This is a genomic window from Enterobacter sp. RIT637, assembly GCF_019718755.1.
GTDB lineage: Bacteria > Pseudomonadota > Gammaproteobacteria > Enterobacterales > Enterobacteriaceae > Enterobacter.
The window spans coordinates 1-619 of the sequence record NZ_JAIHAZ010000099.1; the positions used below are offsets into that span (position 1 = coordinate 1).

1 pseudogene is annotated in these 619 nt (G+C 52.7%); it reads right to left on the bottom strand.

What is annotated here, in order from left to right:
- Nucleotides 1-582 (bottom strand): annotated as a pseudogene (locus K5E19_RS23390) (biofilm formation regulator HmsP); the annotation flags it as partial.
- Nucleotides 583-619: the final 37 nt, after the last annotated feature.

A 619-nucleotide genomic window follows, 5' to 3' on the forward strand; every position in this document is an offset into this window, starting at 1 on the left:
GTCTAGCTCTCGGGCAATTTTACGCAGCGGATGGACGATCAGCCGGTTAATGCACCAGGTGAGCGCCACGGTCAGGATCAGCGTCAAAAGTAAGTAAGTGGTCACTAACGTGGAGATCCAGCTCATGACAAACTTATGCATGCGATAGGCATCTGCCTGCAACACCAGATAAGCCAACGGCTGCGGGTTCGCAGGGCGTTCGAGAGAATAGAGCGGGAGCGAAATCTGCACCGGCAGCTCAAACAGCCGCATGATCATCATCGGCACCGGACGTTCGGGAATAAAGCTCATCCGCAACGCCTGGAATTGATTGGGTAATACCACATCCGCGCGGCTGACGATCCCCGCAGGCTGAATGCGTTTGATGATGGTTTCTGCTTCGGGGATATCCCCTTTGAGAATGGCGGCGGAAAGCGGTTCACGGACCGAGCGGGCAATACTTTCCAGTTGCGAAGCCGTGTTGTAGCGATTCTGCTGTACGGAATGAAACAGCAAAATGACGCAAAAGACGAATACAAACACCATAGTGACGGCTGAGACCATCGCCATTTGTTTGATAGTTAAAGAACGGCTGACACGCAAATTGACTCTCCACAAAACCCGAAGCATAGGGTCTGTC